General features: G+C 69.8%; 12 protein-coding genes. 4 read left to right on the forward strand and 8 right to left on the reverse strand.

Translation table 11 applies throughout. The annotated features are described in order from the left end of the window. Window positions 1-73 precede the first annotated feature (73 nt). The 3 genes from SALPAC4_RS0123915 to SALPAC4_RS0123925 all read left to right on the forward strand — a co-directional run bounded on the left by SALPAC4_RS0123915 (window position 74) and on the right by SALPAC4_RS0123925 (window position 3,393). Entirely contained in the window at window positions 74-1,210 is a 1,137-nt protein-coding gene (locus tag SALPAC4_RS0123915) for a sensor histidine kinase (protein WP_019872530.1), read from the forward strand. Then, window positions 1,207-1,863, forward strand: a complete 657-nt coding sequence (locus tag SALPAC4_RS0123920; protein WP_019872531.1) for a response regulator — start codon at window positions 1,207-1,209, stop codon at window positions 1,861-1,863. Before SALPAC4_RS0123915 ends, SALPAC4_RS0123920 begins: the two co-directional genes overlap by 4 nt. Before the next feature lie 672 nt (window positions 1,864-2,535). After that, window positions 2,536-3,393, forward strand: a complete 858-nt coding sequence (locus SALPAC4_RS0123925) for an SDR family NAD(P)-dependent oxidoreductase (RefSeq protein WP_019872532.1) — start codon at window positions 2,536-2,538, stop codon at window positions 3,391-3,393. On the opposite strand, the gene SALPAC4_RS0123930 is transcribed toward SALPAC4_RS0123925, so the two are convergent. Both SALPAC4_RS0123930 and SALPAC4_RS0123935 read right to left on the reverse strand, forming a co-directional pair. After that, entirely contained in the window at window positions 3,344-4,966 is a 1,623-nt protein-coding gene (locus SALPAC4_RS0123930; RefSeq protein ID WP_019872533.1) for an MFS transporter, read from the reverse strand. The genes SALPAC4_RS0123925 and SALPAC4_RS0123930 overlap by 50 nt on opposite strands. 37 nt (window positions 4,967-5,003) lie before the next feature. Further along, the gene (locus SALPAC4_RS0123935) at window positions 5,004-5,672 is read right to left on the reverse strand and encodes a DUF899 domain-containing protein (protein WP_019872534.1); all 669 of its coding nucleotides are present in this window, start codon (window positions 5,670-5,672) and stop codon (window positions 5,004-5,006) included. A gap of 140 nt (window positions 5,673-5,812) precedes the next feature. On the opposite strand from SALPAC4_RS0123935, the gene SALPAC4_RS0123940 reads away from it, so the two are divergent. Beyond that, window positions 5,813-9,121: an ATP-binding protein gene (locus tag SALPAC4_RS0123940; protein WP_019872535.1), complete on the forward strand. Its 3,309-nt coding sequence runs from the start codon at window positions 5,813-5,815 to the stop codon at window positions 9,119-9,121. A 1-nt stretch (window position 9,122) separates the two neighbouring features. On the opposite strand, the gene SALPAC4_RS0123945 is transcribed toward SALPAC4_RS0123940, so the two are convergent. The 6 genes from SALPAC4_RS0123945 to SALPAC4_RS0123970 form a co-directional block, all read right to left on the reverse strand. Beyond that, complete coding sequence (locus SALPAC4_RS0123945) at window positions 9,123-10,808, reverse strand: M16 family metallopeptidase (RefSeq protein ID WP_027645051.1); 1,686 nt, start codon at window positions 10,806-10,808, stop codon at window positions 9,123-9,125. Beyond that, entirely contained in the window at window positions 10,808-11,749 is a 942-nt protein-coding gene (locus SALPAC4_RS0123950; RefSeq protein ID WP_019872537.1) for a hypothetical protein, read from the reverse strand. The genes SALPAC4_RS0123945 and SALPAC4_RS0123950 overlap by 1 nt, the downstream gene beginning before the upstream one ends. Window positions 11,750-11,872: 123 nt before the next feature. Then, window positions 11,873-13,024 carry a TIGR04053 family radical SAM/SPASM domain-containing protein gene (locus SALPAC4_RS0123955; RefSeq protein ID WP_019872538.1) on the reverse strand — a complete coding sequence of 384 codons (1,152 nt, stop codon included), beginning with the start codon at window positions 13,022-13,024 and terminating at the stop codon, window positions 11,873-11,875. 98 nt (window positions 13,025-13,122) lie between these two features. Further along, the gene (locus SALPAC4_RS0123960; RefSeq protein WP_019872539.1) at window positions 13,123-13,575 is read right to left on the reverse strand and encodes a hemerythrin domain-containing protein; all 453 of its coding nucleotides are present in this window, start codon (window positions 13,573-13,575) and stop codon (window positions 13,123-13,125) included. A gap of 210 nt (window positions 13,576-13,785) precedes the next feature. Beyond that, window positions 13,786-14,868, reverse strand: coding sequence for a hypothetical protein (locus tag SALPAC4_RS0123965; RefSeq protein ID WP_019872540.1), 1,083 nt, complete (start codon window positions 14,866-14,868; stop codon window positions 13,786-13,788). Then, the gene (locus SALPAC4_RS0123970) at window positions 14,865-16,787 is read right to left on the reverse strand and encodes a CRTAC1 family protein (RefSeq protein WP_019872541.1); all 1,923 of its coding nucleotides are present in this window, start codon (window positions 16,785-16,787) and stop codon (window positions 14,865-14,867) included. The genes SALPAC4_RS0123965 and SALPAC4_RS0123970 overlap by 4 nt, the downstream gene beginning before the upstream one ends. Between the last annotated feature and the right edge of the window lie 27 nt (window positions 16,788-16,814).

Genomic DNA, 16,814 nt, shown 5'->3' on the forward strand with positions numbered 1-16,814 from the left:
TGGTATCGAGGCTTCGGTATCGTCCGGGGAAGCAGCAATTCCCCAGCAGCAGTTCCCCAAATACCCTGAACGAGTGCGGGTCGAAACGAAGCGGGCGCTGGTGGTTGACGCCGGCAGCGCGCTCGCCGCCGTGGCCGGCTGTTTGGGGCTCGGCCTCATCGGACTACCGGCCTGGTACTGGTCGGCGGCGCTGGCCTCGTTGCTGGCGATCCGCCGGGTCGCACCGCTGACCATGCTCGGGCTCGCGGCGCTCAGCTCGGGCATACAGGTGCTGGTGACGCAGAGCGTCTTCGTCCCCGGCGACCTCGTCGGCCTGGTCGCCATTCACGCAGTCGCCGCACACGCCACCGAGCGGATGCGGCACGCCGGCCTCCTACTTGGCGTGATCGGCGCCCTGGCGGTGACCGGCTACGCCCTGCACACCGTGCCGAATTGGTCGGGCGGCGCCGGGCTGCTCGGCGGCGTGATCGTGGCGACGTCGCTCGCCGCCTGGTCAACCGGGTTGCGGCACCGCCAGCAGCGCAGTGCCGTGGAGCATGCCGAGCACCGCCGGCGACTCGCCGAAGCGGAGAGCGCCGTCCGCTCCCAACTCGCGGTACACGAGGAGCGGACCCGGATCAACCGCGAGATGCACGACATCATCGCGCACTCGCTCTCCTCGATCATCGCGCAGGCCGAGGGTGGGCGGGTCGCCGCCCGCGCCGACGCCGTCGTCGCCGGTCCCCTGTTCGACCAGATCGCGGGCACCGGTCGGGAAGCACTCACCGACGTCAAGCGCCTACTCAGCACCGTCGCCGAGGCGGGCGACGAGTTGGACGCCAAGGGGCTACTCGCGCTACCCGCGCTACTGACCAGCGTCGCCGCTGCTGGTCTCCCGGTGACCCTGACCACGGAGGGAGCCGAGCAGCCCCTCGGGCCCGGGATGGACCTCGCCGTCTACCGGGTGATCCAGGAGTCGCTCACCAACGTCATCAAGCACGCACCCCGGCGACAGGCACACCTACGGCTACGCTGGCAGCCTGACCTCCTCACCGTCACCGTGACGAGCCCATTGGGGGAGCATGATGGCGGGATGCCGGTGCCGGGGCAGGGCCTTGCCGGCATCCGGCAGCGTTGCGCGCTGTTCAACGGAGGCTGCACGGTGACCACCGGGGCAGAATTCACGGTCACCACCCGGTGGCCGCTGGCCCAGGAGGGAACGCTGCCGTGAGCGAGCCGCCCATCACGGTGCTCATCGCCGACGACCAGGACCTCGTCCGTGCGGGGTTCACACTCGTCGTCAACTCCGCCGCCGACCTACGGGTGGTCGCCACCGCCGCCACCGGCGCGGAAGCGGTCTCCCTCGCCGCCGCGCACCAGCCGGACGTCATTCTGATGGATATCCGGATGCCCCACACCGACGGTATTACCGCCACCCGGGCCATCCTCGCCGTCCCCGATCCCCGCCCGAAGATCATCGCGCTGACCACGTACGACAGCGACGACTACGCGACCCGAATCCTCAACGCCGGCGCCAGTGGCTACCTGCTCAAGGATTCGACCGCCGAGGCGCTCACCGCGGCCATTCGCACCGTGCACCGGGGGGAGGTGGTCCTCGCACCCGCGACCACCCGACGCCTGGCCGCCGGTCAGGTCGAGCCGGGACAGGCTCAGCGGAGCACCGCCATTGACGACCTGACCGCGCGGGAGCGCGATGTCTTCCACCTGATCGTGGCAGGAGCGAGCAACGCCGAGATCGCCCGACGGCTACACCTCGCCGAGGTCACGGTGAAGACCCACGTCGGCCGGGTACTGGCGAAACTCGGCGTCCGGGACCGCGTCAACATCGTGATCTGGGCCTACCGTAACGACGTCGTCCACTGAGCCTTCCCGCGTAGCGGGTCGGAACGTTGGGTGATCAGGTGGCTTGTTGGTGGTCGGTGTGGGGGTGCCATGCTGCTGGCCGCCCGGGTGACGGTGGGAGCGGCTGGTGTCGACCGGCCGCCCGGCCAGCGTTGGTTTCGCTGTCGAGCTGCCCCACCGGCGGGACCGACGCCAAGGCTCGACCCGGGCTACCGCGAGCAGGTGTTATCAGCCGGAATAGACCGAGGTGTCGATCGAGGCAGGTGCGCCGCCACGAGTCGACCAACACGGACGCACCGGCTCCACTGGCGCAGACGTGGTCGGCGCGGTCCTTCAACGGTGACCAGAGGCGGCCCGCGCAGTCCTTCGGCGGCAGGCCAGGCACCGGCGGGCTGCTGGCCGGACGGGCCCGGGGTATTCCCACGCCCCAGCTATGAGGGCAGCTCGACAGCGGGCGGCACAGCACCGCCTGGTCACGGCAGGACAACGTCCGGTCGCCCGACCGGCCGCCCGGGCGGGTCAGTGAGGAGGGTGGTTCTACCAACCCGTGTCTTTGCGCCCAGGCGTCCGTCGGATCCCGCAACCCGGTGACCTCGACGAGGCCCACCGCGTACTGTCTTCCTGAACGGCTGGCCATGGCAGGCACACCGCGTTTGCCGGACGGCCGAAGCCCGTGCCGACTTGGGGTGAGCATTGAACACGAGCCCGAATCGCTGCGTCCTGATCACTGGAACGTCCTCCGGCATCGGACTGGCCACCGCCGTCGCCTGCGCCCGAGCAGGCTGGACGACCGTGGCCACGATGCGGGACACCAGAAAGGCGGAGGCGCTGAACGCCGCCGCGGCGAACGCCGGAGTGTCCCTGGACATCCGTGCCCTCGACGTCACCGGCGAGTCGGTCCGGGAGGGTATCGACTCGGTGGCGGCCGAGCACGGCCGGCTCGACGCCGTGATCAACAATGCTGGCGCCGCGTACCTCGGCACCATCGAGAACGATGACCTCGCCGACATCCGAGCCTGCCTCGAAGTGAACTTCTTCGGTGTGATCCAGGTGTCCCAGGCGGCGATGCCGCACCTGCGGGCCAACGGCGGCCGCCTCCTGACCATCAGCAGCGTCGGTGGCAGCGTCGGGCAGCCCTTCAACGAGGCGTACTGTGCCGCCAAATTCGCCGTCGAGGGCTTCATGCAATCGCTGGCGCCGGTCGCCCGGACGGTTGGCGTGCAGGTCGGTGTCGTCGAGCCGGCCGCGGTGACCAGCGAGTTCGTGGCCAACGCCAACGTGGACGTCGCGGCCATGGTGGCGGAGGCCGGGCCGTACGCACCGGCGCTGACCGCGTACGCACAACGAGTCCAGTCGATGTACGAGGCAGACACCGGCAAGCCCCAGACGTCCGACGAGGTCGCAGCTGTGGTCATGGAGGCTCTGACCGCGCCGGAGATGCCCTTCCGGACGCAGACCTCGAACGAGGCGCGTGACTTTGTGGGCCAGTCACTGTCGGACCTCAATGGTTCGGCCGTCCTGGCGGAGACCCGGAGCTGGGTCGGCCAGTAGGGACGGCACTCTCCTGATCGAAGTGGGGTGGGGCCGAGCTGGAGGAAGCCGACCGCTCCGGCGTCGGACGAACCCGGCGCAACAGCGACGCGGACAGCACGGCGAGGAGCACCGCCAGCCCGGCGCTCACCCCGCCGGCGGTGTTGAAGCCACTGGTGAACGCGGCCCGCGCCGCTTCCAGCAGCGCCGCGCCAGCCGGCTCGGGCAGCTGCTCGGCGACGACGATGGCGCCGGCGAGAGATTCCGCCGCCACCTCGCCGGCAGCTCCCGGCAGGCCCACCGGGATGGCGGTGGCGACCGCACTGCGGTAGACCGCTGTCCCGACGCTGCCCAGCAGCGCGACACCGAGCGCGACACCGAGTTCGGTGCTGGTCTCGGAGATCGACGATGCGGACCCGGCCCGCTGTGGTGGGGCGGTCCCGATGATCAGGTCGGTACCCAACACGGCCCCGGGGCCGAACCCGAAGTAGACGAGCACCAGGCCGAGCACGGCCAGGCCGAGCCCGCCGACACTGCCCACCAGGCCGATCAACGAGTAGCCGACCGCCGCGAGCGCCATGCCGCCAGCCACCACGTAGCCCGGTGTGACGCGCCGTGCGAGCAGCGGCGCCAGCATCGACCCGAGCAGCATGGCGATCGCGTACGGCAACATCCACAGGCCGGCTCGCAGCGGGGAGAGGCCCGCGACGAGTTGGGCGTACTGCGCGAAGAGCAGCGCGATGCCGCCGAGGGTGGTCCCACCGACCAGCATGATGAGCAGAGCCGCGCTGAAGGTGCGGTTGGCGAAGAGGCGGACCTCCAGCAGCGGGTGGGCGAGCCGGCGCTGCCGGCGGACGAAGACCGCACCGACCACGAGGCCGACCAGCATGGCCAACGGCGGCGCCACACCGAGGCCGTCCTTGGCCAGCTCCTTGAGGCCCCAGACGACCGGTAGGACGGTGACCAGGGAGAGCACGACGCTCACCAGGTCCAATCGGCCGGCGTCAGGGTTTCGGTACTCCGGCAACAGGACCGGCGCGGCGATCAGCAGTACGGCCATCACGGGTACGGCTAGCAGGAACACCGAGCCCCACCAGAAGGATTCGAGCAGGGCCCCGCCGACCAGTGGGCCGAGGATCGAACCGATCATGAAACAGCCCATCCAGATCCCGATGGCCATGGTGCGCTGCTGCGGATTGCTGAACATGTTGCTGATCAGCGACAGGGTGGACGGCATCAGCGTCGCGCCGGCGACCCCCAGCAGCCCCCGCGTACCGATCAGCATCTCGGCGCTGTGCGAGTACGCGGCGACGATTGAGGCCAGGCCGAAGGCAGCGGCTCCGACCATCAGCAGCCGTCGTCGACCGATCCGGTCACCGAGGGTGCCCATCGTGACCAAGAATCCGGCGATCATGAACCCGTAGCTGTCCATAATCCACAACAGTTGGGCGGCGTCCGGCGCCAGATCGGCGCTCAACTGCGGTAATGCCAGGTAGAGCACGTTGAGGTCAAGTGCCAGCAGCAGCGTGGGCAGGGCGAGCACCGCGAGTCCAACCCACTCCCGCCGGCCAGCCCGACTGTCGTTGATGTTCATCAGGGTCCTCCGTCGGGTACGCGCACCGGCCCCAGCTCTACCCGTCGTAGTCGTCATGCAGCCGCCACCAGCTGTACGGTGTGCCCTGCGGCCGCCCGTCCGGAGTGTCCTCCCAGGCCTCCTGCCGACCCAGCGGGGTCAGGTCGAGCAGGGTCCAGTTGCTACCGAGGGCCTCTACGCCGCGGCCGGTGGTGAAGTATGTGCGGTACACATCGTCGCCGTCGCGCAGGAAGACGCTCAGGCCAAAGGACTCCCCCGCCTCCGACGTCAGCCCGAAGTCGGCGTTGAAGTCGGTGCCGTAGGACGAGTACCAGGGCAACGTCCAGCCCATCTGCTCCTGGAAGGGCGTGATCTCAGCCCGGGGCGCCCGCGAGATCAACGCGAGTGTGGTGTCCCGCGCGTTGAGGTGGGCCGGGTGCCCGAGGTTGTCCACGAACATGGAGCAGCCCTCGCAGTGGTGCGACGAGCCGGGCGTGAACATGAAGTGGTAGACGACCAGCTGTCGCCGTCCCTCGAACACGTCGGCGAGCCCGACCGGGCCGGCGGGCCCCTCAAAGACGTACGGCTGCTCGATGCGCGTCATCGGCAGTCGGCGGCGCTCCGCGGCGAGCGCGTCCCGGGCTCGGGTCGCCTCCTTCTCCTTGACCAGTAGCCGCTCTTGCGCGGCCTGCCACTCCTGGGCGGACACAACCGGTGGCAGGTTCACGATCTTTCTCCGTTCCTGGGGTACGGCCGGTGGGTTCCGGCTTTCTGGTCCACCCTGTCCGGCGGCACTCTCGGTCCACTCCCAGTCCACTCCCGGCGATTTCACGGCCGTTGTCGGGGTGCTGGGTTACGGTTGCCCCCATGCGTTTCGGGCTCCTCGGTCCGCTGGACGTCTGGACGGCGGACGGCACACCGGTCACCGTGCCCGATGCGAAGGTCCGGCTCCTGCTCGCCGCTCTGCTGGCCCACGAGGGACAGCCGGTGTCAATCGACCGGCTCCTCGAACACCTGTGGGCGGACCTCCCCCCGGCCAACCCGACCGGGGCACTGCAGACGAAGGTCTGGCGACTGCGCCGTGCCCTGAACGCCGCGACCCCCGGCGCCCGCGACCGCGTGCTCTCCCACCCACCGGGTTACCTGCTCCGCACCCGCCCGGAGCCGACCGACGCCGAACGGTTCACGGCCCTGCTGGAGCGGGCCGCCAACACCGCCGCCGCGCACACCCGGGCCGCGCTCCTCGACGAGGCGCTGGGACTGTGGCGCGGCCCGGTACTGGCCGACTTCCCCGAGGCCCCGTTCGCCACGGCACTGGCCGCGCGACTGGAGGAGCAGCGGTTGACCGCCATCGAGGACCGGGCCGAGGCCCGGCTCGCCCTCGGCCAGCACCACCCGCACAGCGGGGAGCTCGCCGACCTGCTGACCCGCCACCCATACCGAGAGCGCCTGCGTGCCCTGCACCTGCGGGTCCTGTACCGCGCGGGCCGACAGGGTGAGGCGCTGGACAGCTACGACCGATTCCGCCGACAGCTCGCCGAGGAGCTGGGCGTGGATCCCGGTCCCGAGCTGGTCGCCCTCCACCGGGCGATCCTGTCGCAGGACCCGGCGCTGCTCGCCCCGCCGCCAGCGGGTAGCCCGGTTACCATCGCGCCCGCACCATCGGGCACAGCGCTCCCAGCACGGGCGCGGGGAAACCTTCCCGTGGCGCTGACCGAGCTGATCGGCCGGGAGGAGGCGGTACGCGACCTCCACCGCCTCCTTGACGCCGGGCGGATGGTAACCCTGGTGGGCTCCGGCGGGGTGGGCAAGACCCGGCTGGCGGTCGAGGCGGCCCGCCAGGTAGCCGACGTGTACCCGGACGGGGTGTGGCTGGTCGAGCTCGCGGCCCTGGAAGCCGACCCGGCGGTCCTGGCCGGGGCGATCCTCGCGGTGCTCGGCGTCCGCGAAGACGCGGAACGCCCGCCCGCAACGCCGGCCGAACGTCTGCTGGCGGCGCTGCGCGGTCGCCAACTCCTGCTGCTCCTGGACAACTGCGAACACGTCGTCGAGCCCGTCGCCGCGCTGGCCGACCGGGTGCTGCGACAGGCGCCGGGCGTCCGCCTGCTGGCCAGCAGCCAGGAGCCGCTGGGCGTCGCCGGTGAGCAGGTGTGCGCCGTGCCTCCACTGGCCCTGCCGGATCCCTCGGTCGGCGACCCGGTGCTGCTCGCCCGGGCGAGCGCGGTCCGGCTCTTCGTCACCCGGGCGACCGCCGCCGCGCCCGCGTTCGCGCTTGACGAGGCGAACGCCCGGGACGTTGGCGAGTTGTGCCACCGGCTCGATGGCATCCCGCTGGCACTGGAGCTGGCCGCCACTCGCGTCCGCGCACTGGGAGTCCGCGGTCTGCTGGCCCGGATCGACGACCGATTCCGGGTACTGACCCGGGGACACTGGGGCGCACCACCCCGCCAGCAGACCCTCCGCGCGATGATCGACTGGAGCTGGGAGCTGCTCGGCGCGCCCGAGCAGCTTGTCCTGCGGCGGCTCGCGGTGCACGCGGACGGCTGCACGCTGGAGGCCGCCGAGGTGGTGTGCGCCGACGATGATCTCCCTGCCGACCAGGTTCTCGACCTGCTGGCCCGCCTGGTCGACCGCTCGCTGGTGGTCACGGCCGAGACGCCGGTCGGGCCGCGGTACCGGCTGTTGGAGTCCGTGGCAGCCTACTGCGCCGAGCGGCTGCGGGAGGCAGACGAGGTGGCGACGGTCCGCCACCGTCACCGGCGCTACTACACCGCGCTGGCCCGCCGGGCCGACGAGGAGCTGCGCGGCCCGAAGCAACGGCAGTGGCTGGTCCGACTCGACCAGGAGACCGCCAACCTGCGGCAGGCGCTGGACGACGCGGTCACCGATAGCGACGCGGCGGGGGCGCTCGACCTGAGCACCGCGCTGGCCTGGTACGGCTACCTGCGGGGCCGGCTGCGGGAGACGCGCCGATCAATCGAGGCCGCGCTCGTCGTCGCCGGGCCGGCGCCGGAGACGCCCCGGGCCGCCGCCGCCTGCTGGCGTGCCGGGCTGGCGTTGCTGGAGTGCGGCGGCGAACACGCACCGCTGGTCGCCCCCGCACTGGCCGGCTGGCCGGCCGGAAAGGAGTTGGCGGCGCGGGCGCGGGCCGTGGCCTTCCTCGGGCTCGCCCTGCTCAACACCGGCGATGTGGCCGGCAGCACGACCCTGGTCAACGAGGTGTTGCCGGAGTTCGAGCGACTCGGCGACCGATGGGGCGTCGCCACCGCGCTGAGCCTGCGGGCGAGTCAGGCACTGGCCCGCGGCGACCTAACGGCGGTACGCCGGGACGGCGAACGTGCCGCCGCCCTCTTCCGCGAGCTGGGCGACCGGTGGGGCCAGTTGCAGGCGTCCCTCCCGCTCACCAACCGGGCCGAGGCCACCGGGGACTACCCGGAAGCGACCCGGCTGCACCGGGAGGGCCTGGAGTTGGCCGAGGAGTTGGGGTTGTGGCTGGAGGCCGCGGACCGCCTCTCCGGCCTGGGCCGCATCGCCCTCCTCGCCGGCGACTACGAACGAGCGCGCGAATTCCACGAGCGCGCGCGACGCCTGGCCGCCGAGCAGAGCTGCAAGCCAGCGGAGCTGTACGCGCAGATCGGGCTGGGCCTCGGTGCCCGCCGTGAGGGGCGCCTCGCCGATGCCGAACGGCTGTTGCGGCGCCTCCTGGACTGGACCCGGCAGCCCGGCCTCGACGCTGACGTGGTGCGGGCCCTGCTCCTGGCGGAGTTGGGTTTCATCGCCGAGCTGCGGGGGGCCGCCCCCGCCGCGGCTAACCTCCATGCCGAGTCGTTCGCTTTGGCGAGCGCCGTCGGCGACCCCCGGGCGCAGGCGCTGGCGCTGGAGGGGCTGGCCGGCGTGGCGACCATCGACGGCCGCCCCACGGCGGCGGCCCGGCTACTCGGCGCAGCGGCGATGGCGCGGGACTCGGTGGGCGCGCCGCTACCAGCCGGGGAGCAGGGAGACGTGGACCGAATCACCGCCGTCGCCCGCACCGCGCTGGGCGCCCCGGCGTTCGCCGAGGAGTTCGGCCGGGGCAGTGGGCTGTGCCCGGAGCAGGCGTACGCCTCCTCCGGCGCGGCCGGAGCCCGCACTCCGCCTAGGGCCGGCGCCACTCGGTCCCCGGCGGACGTGGGGTGACTCAGCCCGGCTCCTTCCAGACCCGGACGACCGAACCGACGAGAAAGGGGGGAAGTAACAGGCTGCCGATGATGCCAAACGCGCTCAGCTCCGCCTGGCCAACCAGCACGGCGATGAGCACCGTCACGGAGATACTGGAAACCCCTGCCGCGATGCAGCTGAGTGTGACGACCCGAACCTTCTTCCGGGTGCTGAAACTACGGAAACGGCGGAGCAAACCGGGGCGCCGGGAGACCGGCGGTGGCTGTGGGACCTCCTCCGGGTCTCGGGCCGGCAGCTCCACCCGGACCTGCGCTGGCACCGCCTGATCCACTGTGTCAGTGGTCAAGCCCCGATAGAGCGTCGGCTCGAGGCGGATCGAGATTCCGTCCTCGCCAAGGAGTTGTCGGCCACCGTCGGGCCAGGTGAGCAGCGCGGCACACTTGTCGTAGTGGACCGTGGCGAACTCGTCACTGCCCTTGCTGACCAGGCTCACCCCCTCGGTTCCGACGACGAGTCGCTGTGCCAGACCGCCCAGCGCGGGGTAGTCGGTGCCGGTGACCTTGGTGGCCGAGGAGGTCGGCGCGGCAACGAATCCGGCCCAGTCCGCAGTCCGCCCACACGGCGTCATCAGCAACGAGTCAGCGAGTACCTCGGTCGCGATCTCGTGCACCGCCTCCGGGGTAACCTCCTTCACCCGCCGTAGCAGGTCATCGCTGGCGGTAACACCCTCCCCGGTAAGCACGTCGAACGCAGCTGAGGCTAGCCGGGAACTGTCGACATCCTCGGCGGAGAGCGCCTCCGTGGCCTTGCCGATCACCGCGGCGATGTTCGCCTCGTCAGTCCGGCCGACCCGAACCTTCGCCAGTACGTCGATGAATCCACCGAGCACCGCGTCCTGCTTCTCCGGCAGGGCATCGGCGAGAGCGGTTATGGTCGCGTACCCGTCGCCGCGCGGTTCGTAGTTGGTGGCCGCGGTGTAGGACAGTCCGTCCCGTTGGCGCAGCGCCTGAAAAAGTTCCCGCTCCAGCGCCCCGGCGAAGACGCTGGCGGTGACGCTACGGGGGGCCACGGCGTTGACGGCGGTCAGGCCGCCGGAGCCGGAGAAGAACGCCGGGGTCTGGGGCAGCGCCGACGAGGGTGCTGGGACCGGCATCCGCTGGCCGGATGGAAGGTCGATTCGCAGCCCGGCCGGTAGCTCCGCCCCCGCGAGCCACAGCACCGCGTTTTCTTTGGTGAAGTAGCGCCGGGCCCAGTCCTGCAGGTCCTCCAGGGAGACCGCGTGCAGGCCCCACTCGGGATAGCTGAGCAGACCGTGGCCGCGGGCACCGTATCGCCACAGCGGCAGACCATCGAGGCCGGAGCCGCCACGGCTGTTCCACTCGGTCCGCAGAATCGCCTTTTCCGTCTCCACCCGGCTGGCCGGCAACTCGCGCAGACCTTTGCACACACCAGTCAGGAACGTGGTGATGTCGTCAACCGATCCCTGTAGGTGAAAGTGGGTGACGACGTTGCCGGTGGTGCCGTTGTAGTGATAGTCGGCGGTACCCAGCGGGTACAACACGAGATGTTCCAGCAGGTGAGTGATCCCCCGCCGGGCCAGGGTCTCGTCGGCCTGACCGACCCGAAACATCAGTCCGGCGTGGGCCGGCCCCGTAGTCGGGGCAAGTAGCGCCGGTACCCCGTCAACTTCCAGCTGCCGGATCATCACCAGCCACCCTTCGCCATCGCCTCACGGCGAAGACCGTCGAACATCTCCACCGGGTCATTGAAATACCCCCAGACGTTTTCACTGACCAGGTTGCCGATCGCAGCGAAGTACGGGGCGGCGAGGGCGTGGTCGCCGATGACGCTGTAGATCAACGCGAACCGGCTGACCGCGTCCACCCAGCCGTGTTCCGTGCCGAAAGCCGGATGCAGCACCGATCGGGCGGCAGCCTCGCGCAGCTCCTCCCGGATCCGAAGGTCTCCGCAGTAGTCGGCCCGTTCTTTGCCCTCTAGGTCGATCAGATGCTCGTAGTGGGCTTGGGCGACCAGGCTGCCCTGTGCCGCGCCCTCCGGCGCAGCCAACATCGCCGCCCAGGCGAAGGAGTGCATTTCTTCAAACGAACCACCCCACTTCGGACAGATCTGCTGCAGGTACTGCAGCTGCCCCGGAAGATGATGCGGGTCGCTCTCGACGAGCCGGTCGTAGCGACGACGTGCCTCAGCCTGGCCGAGTTGCAGACCCCGGGCGGTGAGCAGGCGGCAATACCAGATCGCCGGATCGTCCGGTCGGTACGCGGCCGCGTCAATCAACATCTGCTCCGCGCCACGCAGGATCTGGTGGAACTCGCGGAACTGGTTCTGGCTGACGTGCTGGGCCTGATAGCCGGTTCGCACCTCCCAGGCCTGCACGATCAGGCATTCGCCGAGCAGCGCGGCGGCAAGCCCGTCGGCCGGATCGGCCTCGACCTGCCGCTGGGCGAGTGGCGCGGTCGGTGGCAGCGAGCCAGCGTAAGAAATCATTTCGGTCCGGGTGGCCGGGCGCTGGCCGTCAACCAAGCGACGCAGCGCGACCCAGTCCCCGTCCAGCACAGCAGCGCGCAGGTCGGAGAGCTCGCGATAGGCGGTAGCGAGGTCGGTGGTGAGCGCGGGCGCGGCAAGCATGCGGGGATCCTAAGCCCACTGTGGCTGAGCCGACCAACCGGATTAACCGACGACCGGCCCGCGACAGAGTAGCAGTGACTCGGGTTCGCGCTGGGTCGCGGTTTCAACCGCGCCCGACGCCGGCTACCGTTCCCCGGGAAAAGACAGTTCCGTCGGGTGTGGAAATGAGTCGGGCCGATAGCTGCAGGACGGGTCTTCGGCCCAGATATCGCCGGTCACCGCGTACGCCCGGGCCCGGGATCCGCCGCAGGCGGTGCGAAACTCGCAGGCGCCGCAGCGACCGCCGAGCCGATCCGGATCACGCAGCGCGGTGAACAGCGTCGAGTCCCGGTAGATGTCACGGAGCGAACGCTGCCGTACATTGCCCGCCGATACCGGCAGGAAGCCGCTTGGATGCACGTCGCCGCGGTGGGACACGAAGGCGAACCCGTTGCCGGCACTCACCCGGAGCGGCGCACGTCGGACCCGGTCGGCGGTACCGGTCAACCCGCGCGAATCGAGGTCATCGCGCAGTTGCTGGTACAGCCGCCCGAGGCCCAGGCTGCGGACGTGGTCGTCGCCCCGCCGGGCCAGCGCCTCGCGTTGCAGGCAGACCCGGCGGAAGTGGTGCGCCTCGGTGGTCTTGACCGCGATGCTCTCACCGAGGTCGTACAGCACGTTGAGCACGTCCTCGGTCTGGGTGGCATCCAGGCTCCGCAGTCCCTGACCCCGCCCGGTCGGGACGAGGAGGAAGACGCTCCAGAGCAGGGCGCCGTAAGCGCGTACCTGGGCGGCGAGCTCTGGCAGATCATGGACGCTATTCCTGGTCACGGTGCTGTTGATCTGCACCTTGAGGCCCAGGTCGACGGCATCGCGCCAGGCCTGCATGGTCAGGTCCCACACCCCGGGGACCCCCCGGAAACCGTCATGGCCGGCGGCGGTGGCAGCGTCGAGACTCAGCGAGACCGCCCGTGCCCCGGCAGCGTGCAACGCTGCCAGCGCCGGACGGGTGAGGGTGGGTGTCCCCGATGGCGAGACCGACACGGGCAGGCCGAACTCAGTGCCACGGCGGACCAACAACTCCAGGTCGGGGCGCTGGAACGGGTCCCCGCCCGTGATCACGAACAGCGGCGCGGGCCGCCCGAACTCGGCGACCTGCGCCAGCAGAGCGGTGGCCTCGTCGGTGTTCAGCTCGGCCCGGTCCCGATCAGGGCGGGCGGAGGCCCGGCAGTGCAGGCAGGCGAGCGGGCACGCCTGGGTGGCCTCCCAGATCACGATGAAGGGACGTTCCCCCACGTCCTGTTTCGGTATCCGCACCGGCCTACCCGGGCTCCGGTGCGATGCCCTCTGCCGGCTCGTCGTCCTGGAGCGCTGCCACCCGGTCGGCGTTGGCATCACGCCTGCTGGGCCGCGGTGTCTGACTGCTGTGGGGTCAGCCGGTCCCAGGCGGATATCGGCAGCGCGATGACCGCGGCCGGGAACAGCCCGTGTTCCTCGTTGTCGATGTGCCGGTGCAGCCGGTCCAGGGCGGCCAGCACCGCCGGCCAGTCCGGTGCCGCACGGTCGACGGTGCTGAGGACGCCGTGGATGTCGTCGTGCTCGTCGCACAGCTGCTCCACCGCTTCGGTGAGGCTGCCCTCGGCACGCAGTTCGAGAAAGAGGCCGCGTTCCTCGGTTTCGGTGTGCGGCATCAGCAGCGCGAGCAGGTCGTCAAGGAGATCAACGCGGTTCTCCGCGCCGGACGTGATGGCGGTACGCAGCCGCCCGGCGGCGTTGGCAATCGCCTCGTGTTCAGCGGTCAGTCGCCCGATCAGCGGGAACTCCCGACAGCCGCAGTAGTTGCACATGACCGACCTCCCGACCGTGTTGTGGGGAATACATCAACCTTGCCCCGATAAACCCGGAGAACCTAGGGTCGTTCGGCCTGTCCTCGTCTGGAATAGGTCACCTGCCCGGCGGCCCGGATTCGACGGCCGGTCCGCCCCGGATCCGGGGCGGACCGGCCGTCGACCTACGTCACGAGACCGGGACGTACGGGTGCCGTCGCACCCGGTGGGTCACGCCGGGCGTGCACTCGCCCCCACCAGCGGAGCGGCGGCCACGGCGGCCGGCTCCTCGGCAGTGGCCCGATCCCGCAACCGGTCCCGCATCCAGATCCCCCACCAGATCAGGCCACGACCCAGGCAGACGAGGGTCACCGCGAAGAACAGGGTGTAGACGATGTTGAAGACCATCAGCACGCCGTAGACCGCGGCCACGGAAGCACCAAAGATGAACTGGGCTCGCCCCTTCATGGGGGTGGTACCCGGGTCGGTGATCATATAGTTGGTGAACAGGACGAACGCGACGCCGGTGATGGGCAGGAGGGCCGCCCAGAGCTGCACGTCCCAGATGAGGTGTCGCAGTACGGCCTGGATCACGAAGCCGCCGACCCAACCCACGATGAGTGGGATCTTCTTGGTGAGAACGCCGTTGAGGACGGTCCCGGCGGTGATAATGATCAGTGGCACGAGGATCTGCATCACGTCCGGCACATTCTCAGTGAAGTGGTACGGCGGAGCGATGTTGACCCAGGAGAAGACGAGTAGGGTCACCGTGATGCCCAGGTTGGACGGGTTCATGAAGTGCCGCATCCGGCCACGGATGGGCGCCTGGAAGATCGCCTTCTGCCCGATCGCGACCACGACCGCGAACGCAATTGGCCAGAACTGATCGTTGGCGTAGAGCAGCATGTTCGCCGCGAGCGCCGTGATGTGCGCGGGGAGCAGGAAGGTATAGACGCCCCAGGCACCGTTGCCCAGGAAAGCCGGCCGCCGACGGTGCGCCCACGCGGTGGTCAGTTCGACGATGATCTCGATGGTGTAGCCGACGGCCACAGCGAGGAGCGGCCAGGTCCACGGCTGTTCGAATCCGAGCACCGTGTAGCCGAGAATGTTGAAGACGCTCATGGAGATCGCGAAGTTCCGCAGTGCCAGGTACCGGGGATCACGGCTATCCATCCGCGGCGGGCTGCCCCGGGTGGCCGAGGCGTGGCGATCGAAGCTGGCGGCGGTAGCGGTGCGGGGCGAAGCGGGGTCGGTGGGCGGCACGGTGCCGGATGCCCCCGCATCAGCCCGGACGCTGCCTCGGACGTCGGTCATTGTGCCTTCATCTCCTGAACTTCTTCGGTGAGCAGCAGGTCGTGCCAGCCGGCCGTGAGGTCAAGGGTCTGCGTCTGCGGGTCTCCGGTGCGATCGCGCCAATGGATCTCGGCGGTCACCGGCTGGCTACCGGCTTCGCCGAGTCCGAAAAAGACGTCAAAGCTACGCTTGCCCGAGTGGCCGCTGCCACCGTCGAGCTGCGCTACCCGGGTGCGACCGTCGGCGGTGCGGACGACGACCTTGGCGCCATAGGCAGGTGTACCGGGCACGCCGGCGGGAGCTCCTGGGGCCGCCGGCCGGTAGAGCCGAAGGCCGAGGAAGTCGCCCTGGCCGGCAAGGTCGTTGCGGTAGTAGGACGGCGCACCCCACTGTCGGGCCACGGCAAAGTCCTGACCCCCGTCACCGTTGGTGTCGGCGACCGCCACGCCACGGCTCGGTGTCGTTTCGGTCATGCCGAGCTCGGCGGCGATGTCGGCAAAGCGGCCGTTGCCCTCCCGCACCCAGAAGGCGAAGGGCTGGGAACCGGCGATGTCATCCCCCGGCTCAGCGTTCGGCCACATGGCCGGGTTCCGAAGCATGAGGTCATTGCTCATCGCCAGTTCCTGAAGCAGGTTCCACCGGTTAGTCTCGCCCTTGACGAAGCCGGCGGTCTGCACAACGGACATCTCGCCGCTGTTGTTGAAGTCCGCTATCTTGGCGTCCCATCCCCACCCGGTCCAGGCCAGGTTGAGCGAGGCGGCGTTGTTGTCGAAGACCGCAATGCCCTGGCTCAGTCGCCGCCGGGCGTCAGCAGCATCGACCGCGTTGTTCTTCCAGACGAAGTTGCTCTCCTCCAGGCCCCAGGAGGTGGTGATGTTGCTGACAAACATGTCGAACCTGCCGCGACCGCTAAGATCGCCGAACTCGATCGACATTCCCTTGAATGAGTCATGTCCGATGACCAGCGATTTTGGGGTGAAGGCACCCCGCCGGCCCTCGGTCAACTCGAAACGGATCTTGCCTGGGGTGGAGACGTTGTGGAAGAAGCGATCCTTGCCGAAGTCGTTGGCCAGGTACAGCTCCGGCAGGAGATCACCATCGATATCCGCCGAGCCCGCACCGAGGGTCCAGCCCGTGGCGTACTGCGGCTTGATGGCCGGCTCCTCGACGTAGGTCGCCGTTGGCTGGTCCCCTACGGTGGCTGAGACCCAACGCAGGAGGTGCGCACCGCCGGCGTTCTCGGCGCGCGACAACGAGTGGTTCATCTCAACGTTCGGCTGGCCGGCAGGGTCGAGCACCTGACTGTCCGGGAAGTAGTTGAACACCCCGATGTCCGGGTGTCCGTCCCCGTCGAAGTCGGCGACCGCGACGGCGTTGGTGTTCCAGAGCCTGCCCTGGTAGACGCCGTCGTTGGAGTTCTGTTCGGCGATCAGCTCAGTCGGCTGGAAGGTCGCCGAACCGAGGGTCGAACCCACGTTGGAGCTGTGCATGAACAGCACCGGCGTCCGACCCCAGTAGTAGACCAACAAGTCGATCAGGCCGTCCTCGTTGAAGTCCCCGGGGACACAGCCCATCGGGGCCATCGCCGAGTGCGTGGGCAGTGGCTTCGGGTCGAGCAAAAACGGCGCGTACCGGGCCGGGCCGTCTGGCGACGGGGTGACGACGACGGTGTCGCTCCGGGTGTCCACCAGGCACAGATCGTTAGCGATACGGTCACCATCGATATCGTTGATAGCGACTGCCGCGCCGACCGATGACACCCAAGCCCGGATGTGCTCGTAGGACGGGTTGACCGGCCGGACCGTCCGTTGGGGCAGCCCCGGCGGCAACGCGATAGGCAGCTCCGTGAAGCCGTACCGGGAGGCGAGCGCCTGCCGTTCGGAGGCCGATGCGCTGGGCAGGCGGGCCACCGCGAAAAGCGCGGCCCCCAGGACGAGCACGAGGAGTGCGGGAAGCGTTCGACGGAT

Origin of the sequence: Salinispora oceanensis (assembly GCF_000383575.1) — a bacterium.
GTDB classification, from domain to species: Bacteria; Actinomycetota; Actinomycetes; order Mycobacteriales; family Micromonosporaceae; genus Micromonospora; species Micromonospora oceanensis.